Annotated in this window: 15 protein-coding genes; 12 read left to right on the top strand and 3 right to left on the bottom strand. The window is 70.4% G+C overall.

Annotation, left to right across the window (positions count from 1 at the left end; translation table 11 throughout):
* Nucleotides 1-99 precede the first annotated feature (99 nt).
* Nucleotides 100-3,129: an NACHT domain-containing protein gene (locus tag N6H00_RS22090; protein ID WP_268973547.1), complete on the top strand. Its 3,030-nt coding sequence runs from the start codon at nt 100-102 to the stop codon at nt 3,127-3,129.
* On the opposite strand, the gene N6H00_RS22085 is transcribed toward N6H00_RS22090, so the two are convergent.
* Entirely contained in the window at nt 3,101-4,648 is a 1,548-nt protein-coding gene (locus tag N6H00_RS22085) for a transcriptional regulator (protein WP_268973546.1), read from the bottom strand. The two genes, N6H00_RS22090 and N6H00_RS22085, sit on opposite strands and share 29 nt — an antisense overlap.
* A 200-nt stretch (nt 4,649-4,848) precedes the next feature.
* Between N6H00_RS22085 and N6H00_RS22080 the strand changes: the two genes are divergently transcribed.
* Nucleotides 4,849-5,568 (top strand): DUF4232 domain-containing protein, encoded by a 720-nt coding sequence (locus N6H00_RS22080; RefSeq protein WP_268973545.1) that lies wholly within the window; start codon nt 4,849-4,851, stop codon nt 5,566-5,568.
* 12 nt (nt 5,569-5,580) lie between these two features.
* Here the strand turns inward: N6H00_RS22080 and N6H00_RS22075 are convergent, their stop codons facing one another.
* Complete coding sequence (locus N6H00_RS22075) at nt 5,581-5,817, bottom strand: hypothetical protein (RefSeq protein WP_268973544.1); 237 nt, start codon at nt 5,815-5,817, stop codon at nt 5,581-5,583.
* On the bottom strand, nt 5,814-6,248 hold the full coding sequence (locus tag N6H00_RS22070) for an ATP-binding protein (protein ID WP_268973543.1): 435 nt from the start codon (nt 6,246-6,248) through the stop codon (nt 5,814-5,816). Before N6H00_RS22070 ends, N6H00_RS22075 begins: the two co-directional genes overlap by 4 nt.
* A 159-nt stretch (nt 6,249-6,407) precedes the next feature.
* On the opposite strand from N6H00_RS22070, the gene N6H00_RS22065 reads away from it, so the two are divergent.
* From N6H00_RS22065 to N6H00_RS22020, 10 genes are all read left to right on the top strand, one after another.
* Nucleotides 6,408-7,295, top strand: a complete 888-nt coding sequence (locus N6H00_RS22065; protein ID WP_268973541.1) for a helix-turn-helix domain-containing protein — start codon at nt 6,408-6,410, stop codon at nt 7,293-7,295.
* A gap of 10 nt (nt 7,296-7,305) precedes the next feature.
* A complete protein-coding gene (locus N6H00_RS22060) occupies nt 7,306-7,497 on the top strand; it encodes a DUF397 domain-containing protein (RefSeq protein WP_268973540.1) in 192 nt (63 codons plus the stop codon).
* A 10-nt stretch (nt 7,498-7,507) separates the two neighbouring features.
* Complete coding sequence (locus N6H00_RS22055; RefSeq protein ID WP_268973539.1) at nt 7,508-7,702, top strand: DUF397 domain-containing protein; 195 nt, start codon at nt 7,508-7,510, stop codon at nt 7,700-7,702.
* Nucleotides 7,703-8,567: 865 nt separating this feature from the next.
* Nucleotides 8,568-9,323 (top strand): helix-turn-helix domain-containing protein, encoded by a 756-nt coding sequence (locus N6H00_RS22050; protein ID WP_268973538.1) that lies wholly within the window; start codon nt 8,568-8,570, stop codon nt 9,321-9,323.
* Between the two features lie 148 nt (nt 9,324-9,471).
* Nucleotides 9,472-9,681 carry a hypothetical protein gene (locus N6H00_RS22045; protein WP_268973537.1) on the top strand — a complete coding sequence of 70 codons (210 nt, stop codon included), beginning with the start codon at nt 9,472-9,474 and terminating at the stop codon, nt 9,679-9,681.
* Nucleotides 9,682-9,772: 91 nt separating this feature from the next.
* Nucleotides 9,773-10,477, top strand: coding sequence for a MauE/DoxX family redox-associated membrane protein (locus N6H00_RS22040; RefSeq protein ID WP_268973536.1), 705 nt, complete (start codon nt 9,773-9,775; stop codon nt 10,475-10,477).
* Nucleotides 10,422-10,904 (top strand): TlpA disulfide reductase family protein, encoded by a 483-nt coding sequence (locus tag N6H00_RS22035; protein WP_268973534.1) that lies wholly within the window; start codon nt 10,422-10,424, stop codon nt 10,902-10,904. The genes N6H00_RS22040 and N6H00_RS22035 overlap by 56 nt, the downstream gene beginning before the upstream one ends.
* Nucleotides 10,901-12,805, top strand: a complete 1,905-nt coding sequence (locus tag N6H00_RS22030) for an ABC transporter ATP-binding protein (RefSeq protein WP_268973533.1) — start codon at nt 10,901-10,903, stop codon at nt 12,803-12,805. Before N6H00_RS22035 ends, N6H00_RS22030 begins: the two co-directional genes overlap by 4 nt.
* Nucleotides 12,802-13,248, top strand: coding sequence for a S26 family signal peptidase (locus N6H00_RS22025; protein ID WP_268973532.1), 447 nt, complete (start codon nt 12,802-12,804; stop codon nt 13,246-13,248). Before N6H00_RS22030 ends, N6H00_RS22025 begins: the two co-directional genes overlap by 4 nt.
* Nucleotides 13,249-13,341: 93 nt before the next feature.
* Nucleotides 13,342-14,820 carry a glycoside hydrolase gene (locus N6H00_RS22020; RefSeq protein WP_268973531.1) on the top strand — a complete coding sequence of 493 codons (1,479 nt, stop codon included), beginning with the start codon at nt 13,342-13,344 and terminating at the stop codon, nt 14,818-14,820.
* Nucleotides 14,821-14,832: the final 12 nt, after the last annotated feature.

Below are 14,832 nucleotides of genomic sequence, written 5' to 3'. Positions count from 1 at the left end.
ACCCGCGGAGGGACTTTCGGGTGTCCGGTTCGGGACCAAGGTCCTTGCCCGCTGTACGCTGTCCGGCCAGGGACACCCGACCATCGGGGGGAAAGGGACGTGGACCCCGCAGCCATCGGCGCTCGCCTCGCCTCGGCCGTCGTCGCACCGCTCATCAGAAAACTGTTCGTCCAGGAGGGTCCGGGCGCCGGGCTGGTCGACAAGCCGGTCCGTATCTCCTCGCTCGTCACCTTCCGGGGCGAGAAGCGGACGCTCGACTTCCACGATCTGCACAAGCTGGCCACCGAACTCGTCGCCCGCGCCGTCCAGCAGGCGGCCCCGGGCGAGCGGCCGTGCCCCGCCGACGAGGACGACCTGGTCGCCATGCGCCTGGCGACGACGTTGCACGCGCTCGGCGACCTCGACATGGACGACGTCCAGGCCGTGGGGCTCGGCCACCGGGCCCTCGCCGCCCGCCTCATCGAGACCGCGCCGGGCCTGGGCGCCCCCGTCGGCCTGAGCCGGGACGGACTCGCCCTCTACGAGCACCTCCTCCACACCGCCTGCCTGCACATCCTGCACTTCTTCAGCCGGCGCTCGACCTTCGTCGCCCGCACCCTCGTCGAACAGAGCGGCCGGCTCGACGAGCTGATCACCAAGATCGACATCCTGATCGAGCGCATCCCGTCCCAGTCCGCGCAGGACGCGGGGTTCGAGCGCCGGTACGCGGAGTACATGATCGGCAAACACTCCACGCTGACCATCGTCGGCATCGACCTCAGCCACTCCGAGGCCACCTGGCCGCTGGACGCCGCGTATCTCAGCCTGGAGGCCGTCTCCTCGCACGAGGACCGCCCGGAGGGGACGGCGGGGGCGTTCGAGGGCGCGGCGGCGGGCACCTCGCCCGCCGCACTCCCCGCCGCACTCCCCGGCGTCCTCCCCGCCGACCGGGCGCTCGCCGGCCATCAGCGGGTGCTGCTGCGCGGCGGCGCGGGCTCCGGCAAGACCACGCTCGTCCAGTGGCTCGCCGTGAGCACCGCGCGGCAGCGGCCGCCGCACGGGATGGAGCAGCTGATCGGCCGCGTCCCCTTCGTCCTCCCGCTGCGCACCATCGCCCGCCGGGAGTCCCTGCCCTCCCCCGCCGGGTTCCTGGCCTCGGTCCACAACCCCCTGGACGGCGCCCAGCCGCCCGGCTGGGCCGACCGGGTCCTGGGCGCCGGCCGTGGGCTGCTGCTGATCGACGGCATCGACGAGATCCCCGAGCACGACCGCGAGCGCACCCGGGCCTGGCTGGCCGACCTGCTCATCGCCTACCCGGACAACCTGTGGCTGGTCACCTCCCGCCCCTCCGCCGTCGCCGAGGACTGGCTGGGCGCGCAGGACTTCACCGAGTTCACGCTGTCCCCGATGCGCCGCGAGGACATGGCGGCGTTCATCGACCGCTGGCACGACGCGGCCCGCCAGACCTGCCGTACGGAGGAGGAACGGGCGGCGCTGGACGGCTACCAGTCGGCCCTGCACACCGCCGTCCGCACCAAACAGGACCTCAGCCGGCTCGCCACCAACCCCCTGATGTGCGGCCTGATCTGCGCCCTGCACCGCGCCCGGCGCGGCTATCTGCCACCGGGCCGCAAGGCGCTGTACGACGCGGCGCTGTCGATGCTGCTGACCCGCCGCGACACCGAGCGCCGTGTCTACGCGCCCGGCGATACGCAGCTGGACGAGGAACCGCAGATCCAGCTCCTCCAGCGGCTCGCCTACTACCTGATCCGCAACGGCGAGGCCGAACTGGACCGCGACCGCGCGGAGCGTCTCATCGAGGAGGCCCTGCCCTCCGTCCCCGCCGCCCAGGCCCTGGGCGACGCCCCCGCCATCCTGCGCCATCTGCTGCTGCGCAGCGGGCTGCTGCGCGAGCCGTCGGTGGGCACGGTGGACTTCGTCCACCGCACCTTCCAGGACTACCTGGGCGCGAAGGCGGCGGTGGAGGCGTGGGACGTGGGCCTGCTGATCCGGAACGCGCATGACGCGCAGTGGGAGGACGTCATCCGCATGGCGGTCGCGCATGCGCGGCCGAGGGAGCGGGCGGAGCTGTTGGAGAAGTTGCTGGTGGAAGCGGAGCGATGGGACCCGAAGGCGTCGCTCCGGCAGAACCTGCTGGCCATGGCCTGCCTGGAGCACGCGCCCGATCTGGATCCGGGCATACGGGACCAGGTGACACGGGCTGCGATGGGGTTCATCCCGCCCCCGGACGTCGCGCGGGCGCGGGAGCTGGCCACGGTGGGCCCACTCGTGCTGGAGCTCCTGCCCCTGCCGGAGGGACTGACCGACGAGCAGGCGGAATACTGCGTGGTCACGGCCTCACGCATACCGGTGGACGCGGCCATCCCGTATCTGGCCCGGTTCGCCGGCCACCCGTCGATCGCGGTGCGCGCCCAACTGGCGTCGAGCTGGGGGCGGTTCGACACCGAGCGGTACTTCCATGAGGTGATCCTCCGCCTGGACCGGGACGGCCTGTACTTCGTGGCCGAGTCCATGGAGCATCTGCGCCTGCTCCTGGACACGGGGCCGCGTCCTTGGCTGATCCTGCGCGGAGACTTCACGGAGGACGAGATCAGGGACAGCCTCAGGGGGGAGGACGTGACCCGGCTGCGGCTGAGCGGAAATGGCGTGGTCACCGATCTCGGCGCGCTCAGCCACCTCGCGAACCTCGAAACGCTCTATCTGAGCGGCTGCCCCCAGGCCCGCGACCTCGGCCCCCTGTCCGCCCTCCCCCTCCGTACGCTGGTGTTCGAGCCGCCCCGCAACACACCCAGCACGGTGCCCTTCGCGAAAAGCCTGCACAAACTGGTGGCGCTGGACCGCCTGAAGATCGCGATCAGCCATGCCCACGTCCTGCCGCGCCGCTTCCCACCCGGTATCACCTGGCTGGATCTCCAGGTCCTGGGGACGGAACTGGACACCACCTGGATGCCCATGGCGTTCCCCCGCCTCCGTCATCTGCACGTCAGGTTCCTCGGCGACCCCGGCCGGCCCGTCGACGTGTCCCCGCTCGCCGTCCTCCCCGACCTGGAGAGCGTCACCGTCGTCAACGCGCCCGTCACGGGCACCCCACCGGCCGGGGTCACGATTGCGGCTGCTCCTCCCGCTTGATCCACTCGCTGGTGCCCAGCGGGTAGTCGTAACCGGGGCGGCCGACGGCGGCGCTGGTGCGGAACGGGGTGCCGTTGTTGTCGATGTGCACGGTGCCGTGGCGGTCGCCGCTGGACCAGTCCAGGGAGAGGTCCCAGCGGACGTCATGCGCCGTGGTGTGGGCGGTGACGTAGAAGACCTCCGGATCGGATTCGCTGACCTTGTACGGGAAGTCGCGCTGGCCGTTCTTGACGGTGACGGTGGGGCTGCCGTTGTCGAGGTCGACGTCGAACGACTTGGTCTCGACGCCGCCGCCGCAGCCGACGCCCATCGAGTAGTCGTTCCAGGCGAGCGGGGCGCGCTTGGTGACGACGCGTACGTGCAGCGCCTCCAGGACGACGGTCTCCTTCCCGGTGCCCTGGAGGGTGAGGGCGACGCGCTGCTCCCCCGAGGACACCGCGCCGTACGCGGCGGCCCAGCGGGGCGCGTTCTGCTCGTCGGCGGGCGGGCCGACCTGTCCCGGCTCGCTGTCGACGAGGAAGTGCTGGCTGCACGGGCTGTCGTAGACGTAGGGGCGGGTGGCGACGTTGACCGGTACGCCGCCGGTGGGCTCGTCGGCGCCCCCACCGCCGTGGCCGGCGGACTCCGACGCCGAGGCGGAGGGCTTGCCGGTCCGCGCGCTTTGGGAGGGGGAGGGGGAGGCCGAGGCGGACGGCTGCTTGTCGTCCGCTCGGCCGGTGGCGGTGGCGGTGCCGGTGGCCGGATTGGCGGCCCCGGCGGCCTTCTCGTCACCGCTGTCGCCTCCGGAGGACGGCAGGTTCACGGCGAGCACGACGGCGCCCAGAACGGCGGCGGTGGCGACGGAGGCGATGAGGGCGGTGCGGCGCCGACGGGGCCGCCGCACGGGAGCGGAGGGGGTGGTGCCGCTGATGACCGTGGCATCACTTCTGCCGGGTTCGCCGGGTTTGCTGGGTTCGCCGGGGCCACCGGGTTCGCCGGGACCACTGGGGCCACCGGGGCCGCCGGGTTCGCGGGATTCACCGCCCACGGGTGCCGGGGCCGTCCCGCCCGCGGTCTCGGACAGCCCACCGCCCGGATCGGCCGGGCCCGCCGCCTCGGGCGGTCCGCTGTCCGCATCCGCCGGGTGAGTCGGGCGGTCCCCGGCGCCGGGCGCCGACGCGTCGGGCGCCGGCGCGCTCTCGGGCTCCCCGGCCGCAGCCCCGGCACCGGCCCCGGTACCGCGCACCACCACCCCGCCCGGCTCCGGCTCCTTACGCCCCCGCGTCGCATCCGCCAGAATCCACCGCCGGTGCAGCTCGACCAGTTCCTCGGGGGTCGCCCGGCACACCCGGGCGAGCCGCTCGACCGGCGCGTACTCGGTCGGCACCACGCTGCCGTTGCAGTAGCGGTGCAGCGTGGACGTGCTCATGTGCAGCCGCTTGGCGAGCGCCCCGTAGCTCAGCCCCGAGCGTTCCTTGAGCCCCCGCAGCAGTTCCGCGAGCGCCTCCGCGTCGCCGACGGCTCCTGTCGCCCCTGACACCGTTCCCCGCCTCCCCTTCCCATGGCCTGGCGCGTCCCATTCCCGCGTCCCAGACCCCTTACGTTCCCCCTGGTCACAGCCTGTTTCCGCGTTCCAGCGTCCCCAACTGCCCGGCGTTCGTGGCGGCTGGGACGGATGGCCCCACAAGCTCTGGTCATCCAAGCACCACACCCACCGCACCGCCGAAAGGGCTCACCCACATGTCCAGGATCCGTAACTCCCGCACCCGCCTCCTGACCGCCGCCGCGACCGTCGCGATCGCCGCCTTCTCCCTGACCGCGTGCGGCGAGGACGGATCGGGCGTCCGCAGCGAGGGCGCGTCGTCCTCCTCCGCGTCGTCCTCCCAGGATGACGCGAAGACCAACGCCACCGGTTCGAAGTCGGACACGGACGTGTCGTCGGAATCGGGGAAGGGAAGCCAGGCCGGCGGCAGCGACTCCGGCGCGAGTGCCACCAAGGACACCAAGGACGCCAAGGGCAGCGAGGACGCCGAGGGTGTCACCTGCCAGGGCTCCAACACCAAGACGGTCGCGGCTCCCCTGAACCGCCCCGTGAATCACATGCTGCTCACGGTCACCAACACCGGCAGCAGCAACTGCTACCTCTACAACTACCCGGCCGTCCGGTTCGGCGAGGCGCAGTCGGTGCCGCCGGTCATCGAGGAGTCGAAGCCGCAGGCCGTCGTCACGCTGGCCCCGGGCGAGTCCGGCTACGCCTCGGTGAACCTGTCGGCCGCTGACGGCAGCGGTACGAACGGCCACACCGTGAAGTCCCTCACCGTCTACTTCCAGGGCCGCACCGCCGACGAGGACGTCCCCTCTGCCGCCCACCCGTCACTGCCCGCCAAGGGCGTCTATGTCGACGACTCGCTCAAGGTCACGTACTGGCAGCAGTCGATGGACGACGCCATCAGCTGGTAACGCGACCGAGTGTCATGGGCCGAAGGCCGGCGGGCGACCGCCGGCCTTCTCGGCTTTGAGCAGCCGTTGATAGTCGGTGAGCACGCGCAGCAGGGCGAAGCCGGTACCGAGGGGGACGGTGCCGAGTTCCACGCGTGGCTGGTGGGGATCGCTGAGGTCGGCCCGTACGTCGGGGAGGCGTACGCCGTGGGCGGCGAACTCGTCGCGCAGGATCTCGGCGACGCGCTCGGCGGAGGTGGGGTCGTTCATGCGGTGCTCTTGGTCTGCGCGGGCGGGACGTTGAACTCGAACCACACCGTTTTGCCGGTGCCGTCGGCCGGTTCGTCGATGCTCATGCCGCAGAGGTCGGAGAGGGCCGTGACCAGGAACAGCCCCCGGCCGTTGGTCTCATCGCCCGCCGGGCGGCGGGGCGAGGGCAGTTCGGGGCTGTCGTCGTGGACGGTGACCCGGACGCGGTCGTGCCGGATGGCGGCGGCCAGCCGTACGTCACCCTTGCCGTGCCGGTGGACGTTGGTCACCAACTCCGAGGTGCAGAGGGCTGCGCTGTCGGCGAGCTGGCCGAGGCCGGAGGCCGAGAAGACGCCGCGCACGAAGTCGCGGCACAGGCGGGGAGAGGTGGGGAGGGCGGGGGCGGTGAGGGTGTAGCGGTGCGGACGTTCCGGGTGTGCGAGTGCTCCCATGCGACGCCTCCGTGGCGCTTGTGGCTCAATACCCTGTGTGATTAAGGCAACACCCAAGGTATGGCACGCCTCAGCAACTTTGCAACCACCTTGGCGAGATGATTGGACCGCCCCACCCGCGCGGGGCACACTGTCACCGAATCCCCTGGAGGACCGCTCGTGGCGCTGCGAACGCTCATCACCGAACGGCAACGCCGACTCGGCGCGGAGCTCAAGAAGTTGCGACTCCAGGCGGGGTTGTCGATCGCCGAAGGCGGCAAGCTGATCGGCATGGGCGCGCCGCACCTGAGCCACATCGAGGCGGGGCGGACGGCCATCCCAACGGATCGTCTCCGCGCGCTGATTGACGCTTACGGATGCAAGAATGAGCCTTACGTTGGCGCGCTGTTGAGCTTGGCCGCTAGCAGCGGCAAGGGCTGGTGGAGCGGCTACAAGGGCCGCCTTGTGCCGTCAGCGCTGGACTTGGCCGAGCTTGAGTCGCAAGCGAACGGGTTCCGTTCGTACGAATCGCTGTTCATTCCGGGGTTGTTCCAGACGGAGGACTACACGGCCTCAATCTTCCGAGCGGACGACGAGGCCAACACTCCGGACCACGTCCACACGGCGGTTGGTTTCCGCATGCGGCGGCAGGCGATCCTTCACGAGGAGCAGGCACCAGAGGTCCACGCGGTGATCCATGAGGCAGCGCTGCACATGCGGTTCGGTGGCGCCAAGGTGATGCGCAAGCAACTACTGCGCCTCATCGAACTCGCCGCCCTGCCGCATGTGAGCATCCAGATCCTCCCCTTCGCCGCCGAGGAGATCTCGACTTTGAGCACGCCGTTCTTCATGGTCGCCTCACACGGCCGCGCGCTTGAGACGGTACTGCTGGAAAGCCCCGGCCAGTCATCGTTCCTGCACGACGAGCCTTCGCTCACGAAGTATCAACGGCAGTTCCACCGTCTCAGCGCAGCTGCACTGCCACCCGTCGATGTGACGGTCGCTCCCTTCGCACACGACTCGCGTGATTCGCTCGGCCTGATCCAACACGTCCTCTACACGCTCTAGGAAGGCGGTCATGTCCCAACCCGACTGGCGCAAGTCCACATTCAGCGAGAACCAGGCCAACTGCGTGGAACTGGCCATTACCCCCGACGGCATACGCATACGTGAGAGCGACGAGCCGGAAGCGGTGATCCATACGAACCCGGCCACTCTCCGGTCGTTCATACGAGCCGTGAAAGCCGCCGACCTCGACCACATCCGCTGAGGCGGACAGCATGCCGCACACCACCTGGCGCAAGTCCTCCTTCAGCACGGACGTCGGCGCCAACTGCGTGGAACTGGCCACCGTCGCAGACGGTATACGCATACGCGAGAGCGACGAGCCCGACACCGTGATCCGTACGACCACGGCCGCCCTTGGCGTCTTCATACGCGCTGTGAAGGGCGGCCGCCTCGATCACACCCTCTGACGGGGCGCGTCCGCGCGGCGCGGGCCGGGAGGGCGGGGCCACCCAGACGCCGGCTTGCCGACCGTCACGCCGGACGGTGTCACGATCCGCATGGTGCGCACCGCGGCAGTCGCTTCCGCGGACCGGCGCGTCCCAGCGGTGCGTCTCCCGCGGCACCGCACCAGCAGGTCAGCCGGTGGGACGTCTCACGAATCGCTCATTCAGCGGCAGCACCTGGCCGTCGACCGTAACCGGCCAGCAATCTCCGTGGTGCAAGCCGGGCGGCGCGGTCCACCCCGCGCCGCCCTCACCACTTCGGGGGAGGAAATGACATGCGCGTCAGGACGGTCAGGGTTGCTCAGAGTTCTCTGACATGGGGCGGGTCCGGGCGCCGCTGACAGCGGGGGGACGGCGGTCGCGGCCGTCCAGGCATCCCATGACCACGCCGCGTTCCGCGCCGTGAAACCCGCGCCGGTCGCCCTGCCATCCCCGCCATCCCCGCCGTCGGGCCGAGCGCCAGGCACCCGGAACGGGCTGCCGCCGCCGCGCGATTGAGCCCCACGAATTCGGAACCCAGCCCCGGAACACCGTGGCCGCGATGCGGCGGAGAAAAACCCTGCACACGCGCCGGATGGCGCCTCCATCAATGCACTGCAACCCGCCAATCGGAGGGAATTGTCATGCATAGATTCCTTACATTATTACGCGCCCATCTCCTGGTGCTCACGTGTCCGACAGTCTGCTGACGAGACACGTCCTGCCAGGGAATCCCGGGAATCGGGTGCGATGTCCTGAGGGCCGGTGGGCGCTGACCTTGGGATATCCGCATCCGTCGCTGGCGCCGGGAGTACTCAGCTACCGAGGATTCCACTGCGCGCCAGGACCGGTGCGCAGGCGTTTGGGAATCCCCTGCGGACTGGCGACATTGGTCCTCGGGTTCGGTGAGGCGCTGCGGATCTCGCCGGTGGGTGCACCGCACCGGGCCCGCACGGTGGTATCCCTGCTCAGCCCGCCGAATACGTCCCCTGCGCTGGTCGAGCACACCGGCGGTATACGCGCGGTCGAGGTCGTGCTCGCACCGTGGGCGGCCTTCGAACTGTTCGGTGTGGCCCTGGACGACCTGCCCGCCCCTGGCGCAGAGCCCGCCGACCTCCTCGGCCTCCGGGTCCACCACCTGTCGGAACAACTGGCACAGGCACCCGGGTGGCCTGCGCGTTTCGCCATCCTGGACCAGTTCCTCCTGCGCTGCCGCGGGGAGGGCCGGCTCGCGTCCGAGCGGGTGGTCGCGGCCTGGCAGCGCCTGGAGCAGTCCCGCGGCAGGGTGGAGATCACCGCCCTGGCCGAAAGCGTGTGCTGGAGCCAGCGCCAAATCGAGCGCAAATTCGGACAGCAGGTCGGGTTGACTCCCAAACGACTGGCCCGGGTGCTACGACTTCAACACGCCGCCGCGCTGCTCTCGGCCGGACACCGACCTGGCGAGGCGGCGTCCATCTGCGGGTTCTACGACCAAGCGCACCTGACACGGGAGTTCACCGCGCTGACGGCACGCTCGCCTCTGCGCTTTATCGCCGAGCACCAGAGCGGGGAAGGCTCTGCCGACCGAGCGGCGGGGCGGATCACCAGCATTCTGCAAGAAGGATGAATTCCGCTGTCGAGCGGGAGTCCGCCGCGGCGGGGCCGGTCGAAAAAATACAATGTCGGTTTTCTCCAATACCGGCCGACCGGCCGCGTGTGAAAGTGGCCTGAGCCGACGTCAGGTCGGGACGAATTCACCACGAGAGGAGAGTGACATGCTTCGTAAGATGGAATCCCTCGGGCAGGCGCTGCTCGAGCGCTTCGTGCCCAAGATTTCCGCCTCGGCGCAGGTCTCGTCGCCGCAGCAGTGCTGGAGCCAGTGCTGGCAGTGCAACAAGGCCTACGGGTACGGGAACGTGAACACCTGGTGCAGCTACAACGCTCCGTGCTGCGGCAGCTCCGGCGTCTACACCTGCTACTGCTGACCGTGGTCGTGGGGGTCCGGGGCGTTCGCGCCGGGCCCCCTGCGCCGAGGCCGGTGCGCGCCCGCACACGAGTTATCGAGTCTGGGGAATCGTGGAGCAGTATCTCTCGACCTGGATCAGATGTCTGATCGGTCTCATCTTCCTGGTGTCCTCGGTGAGCAAGGTCTCCGGACGCCGGTCCTTCAACGAGTTCGCCGCAGCGGTTGAGGCGCTGGCCCCGGTTCCCGGGGCGCGCCGGCTGCTGGCCCCTGTCGTGGTGGCTCTGGAGTTCGGGGTGTGGGGGCTGCTGGCTCTGCCCGTACCCGGGGCGTTCCGGTATGGCGCCGGGCTCGCGGCGGGCCTGTTGCTCGTCTTCGCCCTCGGCATCGTGCTTGCCGTGCGCCGGGGGACGGACACGGCATGCCGCTGCTTCGGCGTGTCCACCGCACCGGTCAGCGGCTGGCAGGCCGTCCGCAACCTGGCGCTGGCCGTCCCGACCGGCGTCTCGGCGCTGTTCGGCCCGGGTTCCGGCGGCACCACTGCCGGACAGATCCTGACGATCGTGATCGGGCTGATGTGCGGGGCGCTGGTCACCACGCTCGACGAACTCGTGGAGCTGTTCCGGCCGGGTGCGTGGACCACTGCTCGGCCCGCTGCCCCGTCCACCACCTTCCGACAGGAGAAACGTCATGACCCCCCTGATCGCCGCCCTAGTCTTCGTCGGGGCGTTGTGCGTCCTCAACTTCGTGCTGAGCCTCGGAATGATCAAACGCCTGCGGGAGCAGGCCGAGATCCTCAACCGCAACGGCAGCACTAACCCGCCTGTCGCGGTCGGCATGGGCGATGAGATCGGGGAGTTCACCGCCCTCACCCAGGACGCCGAGCCGGTGGACAGCGAGAGCCTGCGGCACGGCGACACGCTGGTGGCCTTCTTCTCGCCGACCTGCCGCCCGTGCCAGGAGAAGCTGCCGAAGTTCGTGGACTTCGCCGCCTCGTTCCCCGGCGGCCGGGAGCAGGTGCTGGCCACCGTCGTGGGTGAGCCCGAGGCGGCCGCCGACATGCTGGAGCGGCTGCGCCCGGTGGCCCGGGTCGTGCACGAGTCCAGCAACGAGGGCGCGGTGAGCTCGGCCTTCGATCTCAAGGCATTCCCCGTGGTACTCGTCGTCTCCCCCAGCATTGAGCACGGACGTCCCATCGTCACCGCTGAGCAGATCGATCTCGACGTACCGGTGTCGGCACGGTGAGAACACGCGGTCGGCGCCGGCCGGGCAGCTCCGAGCAGGCGCACACGCGCTCCGCGTACCGCCGCGTCACCACGGCCATCGGCCTGTGTGCCACGGCGGCGCCGTGGGCCTCGGCCGGATATGCCGCGATCACGCTGGTGTCCGGGCTGGTGCCGGTGCTGGTCGCGTGGATGACGAAGCTCTTGATCGACGGTCTGACGCACCACGCGGAGATCCGGACGTTGCTCGGGCCCGCGCTCGGTTACGTCCTCGCGGCGACCGTGGTGGGCCTCGGCCCGCTGGCCGCCCGGTATCTCCGAGGGGTCGTGGACCGGGAGGTGGGGTTGCTGTCGCAGGATCGGCTCTTCACCGCGGTGGGCCGCCACCCCGGCTTGGGACGGCTGGAGCAGCCGGCGTTCCTCGACCGCCTGCGGGTGGCCCAGGAGGTGGGCAAGACCGTCGCCGGCCAGCTCGCGGACGCCGCGCTGGCCGCGGGCAAGTCCCTGGTGACGGTGGCGGGGTTCCTGGTGTCGCTGGTGGCGCTCAGCCCGTTGATGGCCGTGGTCGTGCTGGCCGCGGGCGTTCCGTCACTCGTGGCCCAGCTCGCCCTGTCACGGCAGCAGGCCCGTGCCGTGTTCGAGGTCAGCAGGATCGAGCGCAGGGAGGACTTCTACGCCAGGCTGATCGCCACGCCCACCGCGGCGAAGGAGATCCGGCTGTTCGGGATCGGTGACTTCCTGCGGGCGCGGGTGCTGGCCGAGCGCCGGGCGGCCAACGCCGTCACCCAGTCCGTGGACGCGCACCAGACCAAAGTGCAGAGCCTTCTGGAGCTGCTGGCCTCCCTCGTCTCCGGAGCCGGGCTGGTGTGGGCGGTGTTCGCGGCGCACGACGGTACGTTGACGGTCGGCGGGGTGACGATGTTCGTGGCGGCGGTCGACGGTGTGCAGAGTTCGCTGGGCACCCTCCTGATCCAGCTCGCGGCGTCCCAGCGTGCCCTGCTCATGTTCGACCACTACCTGGAGGTCGTCGAGGCCGAACCCGACCTTCCCGTGGCCGCCGAACCGGTTCCCCTGGCACCGCTGCGCCACGCGATCGAACTACGGGACGTCTGGTTCCGTTACTCCCCGGACCACGACTGGGTGCTGCGCGGACTGAACCTGCGCATCCCGTGCGGACAGTCGCTGGCCCTGGTGGGTCTGAACGGTGCCGGGAAGTCCACGCTGGTGAAACTGCTGTGCCGGTTCTACGATCCCACGCACGGCACCGTGCTGTGGGACGGCGTCGACCTGCGCGACGTCGATCCGGCAGAGCTGCGTGAGCGCATCAGCACCCTGTTCCAGGACTTCCAGCACTACGACATGACCGCGGCCGAGAACATTGGGCTCGGTGACCTGCGGCTGCTGGACGAACGGCACCAGATCGAGGTCGCGGCGGGCAAGGCGGGCCTGCACGAGAAGCTCGCCCGGCTTCCGCAGGGGTACGACACCATGCTCTCCCGCACCTTCCACCACGACAGCCGATCCTCCGAACACCGGTCGGGGGCGCTGCTGTCGGGTGGGGAGCACCAGCGTCTGGCCCTGGCCCGTGCCTTCCTCCGTGAGGGGCGCGACCTGACCATTCTCGACGAGCCCTCGGCGGGACTCGACGCGGCGTCGGAACACGAGATCCACCGTTCGATCACTCGCCACCGGGCCGGCCGTACCAGTCTGTTGATCTCACACCGACTCGGCGCCGTGCGCGACGCGGACCGGATCGCCGTACTGGGCGACGGGCGGGTGACAGAGGAAGGCAGCCACATGGAGTTGATGCGGGCCGGGGGCGAGTACGCACGCCTGTTCGCCTTGCAGGCCGACGGGTACCGGCAGGGTCACGCGGAGCCGGCCGTCCCGACGCACGCGGTGGAAGCGGCGGCCGACAGATGATCTCGGACCGTGTCACGATCGTCGCCGCCGCGCTCACCCACCGGCTGGTGGCTGTCACCGTCGACGGGGTGAGCATGGAGCCGGCGTTCCGGGACCGCGATCAGGTGCTGGTGATCCGGGGCGCGAAGCCTGAGGTCGGCCGCGTGGTGGTCGTCGAATCACCCTCGGATGCGCGCGGCTGGCGCCAGCGACCGCTCGCGGCGAAAGCCGCTCCCTCCCTCGTGGCCCAGCGCCGCTGGATGATCAAGCGGATAGCGGCCCTCCCCGGGGATCCGATCCCGCGCCGTGGCGTTCCGGCGCTCGCCGACGTGTCCGGCGAACGCGTGCCGGACGGCATGGCCGTGCTGCTGGGTGACAACCACTCGGCGAGCTTCGATTCACGGGAGTTCGGCTACTTCCCGCTCACACGAATACTGGGTGTGGTCAGGCTGCCGAGTCGGTGAGCAGCCGGGTCCCGAAGGAGCCGCCCGGCTCCATGGCGATGACCGCGCCGTCACCGGAGGTTTCACCGACGCCATCGAGAAGGGGGAGCGACGATGCATCGCAGAAAACTGCTGGCAGCGGCAGGGGGCGCCCTGGCCTCGGGAGCGCTGGGGCCGCGGGTGGCACGGGCCGCGGACGCCACGGTGGCCGTCGATCCACGGCCGGACTTCGGCCGGCACGGCACCTGGGAGGGCTGGGGCGCCTCGCTGTCCTGGTGGGCGAACGTACTCGGCGACCGGGACGAGATCTCCGATGTCCTGTTCACCACCGCGGACACCCCGTACCAGGACCTCACCCTCCCCGGCCTGGGCCTGAACATCGCCCGCTACAACCTCGGGGCCTGCCGCTGGGACACGGTGCAGGGGTCCGCCATGGTGGTCTCCGCGCAGTTCCCGAAGTACAAGCAGATCGAGGGCTACTGGCGCGACTGGTTCAGTGAGGACCCCGCCTCCGCCTCCTGGGACTGGTCTGCCGACCCCAGGCAGCGGGCCGCGATGGTCAAGGCGCACGCCCGGGGCGCGCGGATCGAGCTGTTCTCCGTCTCCCCGCTCTGGTGGATGTGCGTCAACCACTGCCCGTCCGGCGCACCGGACGGCGGGGACAACCTCCAGTCCTGGAATTACCGACAGCACGCCGTGTACATCGCCACGGTGGCCGCGTACGCCGCCGAGCACTGGGGGGTGCCGTTCTCCTCCGTCGAGGCTTTCAACGAGCCGACCTCGACGTGGTGGAAGGCGAACGGCGGCCAGGAGGGCTGTCATATGAGCACGGCCGTGCAGGAGGCGGTGCTCGGCCACCTGCGTACCGAACTCGACACGCGCGGATTGCGGGGCACTCCCATCTCCGCGTCCGACGTGTTCTCCTACGACGAGGCGATCGCCAACTGGCAGAGCCTGGACGCCACCGCCCGCGCCGCCGTCGGCCGGCTCACGGTGCACGGCTACCAGGGCTCGTCCGGCGACCGGAACGGGCTCTACCAACAGGCCCGCAGCGCGGACAAGGGCCTGTGGAACTCCGAGACGGGAGACGGCGACAGCACCGGCCTGACCACCGCCACCAACCTCTGCCTGGATCTCAACCGGCTGCACCCCACCGCCTACTGCTACTGGCAGCCCCTGGACACCGCCACCGGCTGGGGCCCCATCTTCTACGACCCGGACACCGCCCGGACCGGCTCCGTCCAGCCCAAGTACTACGTACTCGCCCAGTTCACCCGGCACATCCGCCCCGGCATGCGGATGCTGGCCACCGGCTCCGACACCGTCGTCGCCGCGCTGGACGCCGCGGCACACCGCCTCGTCGTGGTCGCCGTCAACGCCACCGCCTCCGCCCAGCCCCTCACCCTCGACCTGTCTCTCTTCACCACGGTCACCGGCCAGTCCGGCACCGTCCCCCGCTGGTCCACCGTGACCACCCCGGCCGGCGAGCGCTACGCCGCACACCGTGACACCACTCTCGACGGCAAGCGGCTGCGCCTCACCCTGGAGGCGCAGTCGGTGCAGACGTTCCACATCGACGGGGTGGAGGTCTGATCCACGCCGGCC

The organism is Streptomyces sp. S465 (assembly GCF_026898115.1).
Classification (GTDB): domain Bacteria; phylum Actinomycetota; class Actinomycetes; order Streptomycetales; family Streptomycetaceae; genus Streptomyces; species Streptomyces luomodiensis.
The sequence above is the reverse complement of the archived record's forward strand: the minus strand, read 5'-3'. Positions and strand labels throughout refer to the sequence as shown.